We start from the raw sequence: 247 nt of genomic DNA on the forward strand, positions 1-247 counted from the left end.
AGTTTGAGAATTTACGGTTTATCAGATAAAAAAATAGCCAACTCTAGGTTGGCTATTTTATTTTTCATCATGAACAGTAACGATTCATTACTTGATATCGATGTTTTCAAAGCTCTTAATCAAGTCATCTAGTGACTTCATTTGCGCCAAGAATGGCTCTAGTTTGTCTAGAGGCAGTGCAGATGGGCCATCACAACGTGCTTGATCTGGGTTCGGGTGCGCTTCGATAAATAGACCCGCAATGCCT

The 247-nt window shown here is 40.1% G+C and carries 1 protein-coding gene; it reads right to left on the reverse strand.

Features of this window, described 5'->3' with window-relative positions; all coding sequences use genetic code 11:
• Positions 1-87: 87 nt before the first annotated feature.
• Complete coding sequence (locus IEX97_RS14065; protein ID WP_444541811.1) at positions 88-243, reverse strand: hypothetical protein; 156 nt, start codon at positions 241-243, stop codon at positions 88-90.
• Positions 244-247 lie beyond the last annotated feature (4 nt).

Source organism: Paenalicyclobacillus cellulosilyticus, assembly GCF_014647315.1.
GTDB lineage: Bacteria > Bacillota > Bacilli > Alicyclobacillales > Alicyclobacillaceae > Alicyclobacillus_J > Alicyclobacillus_J cellulosilyticus.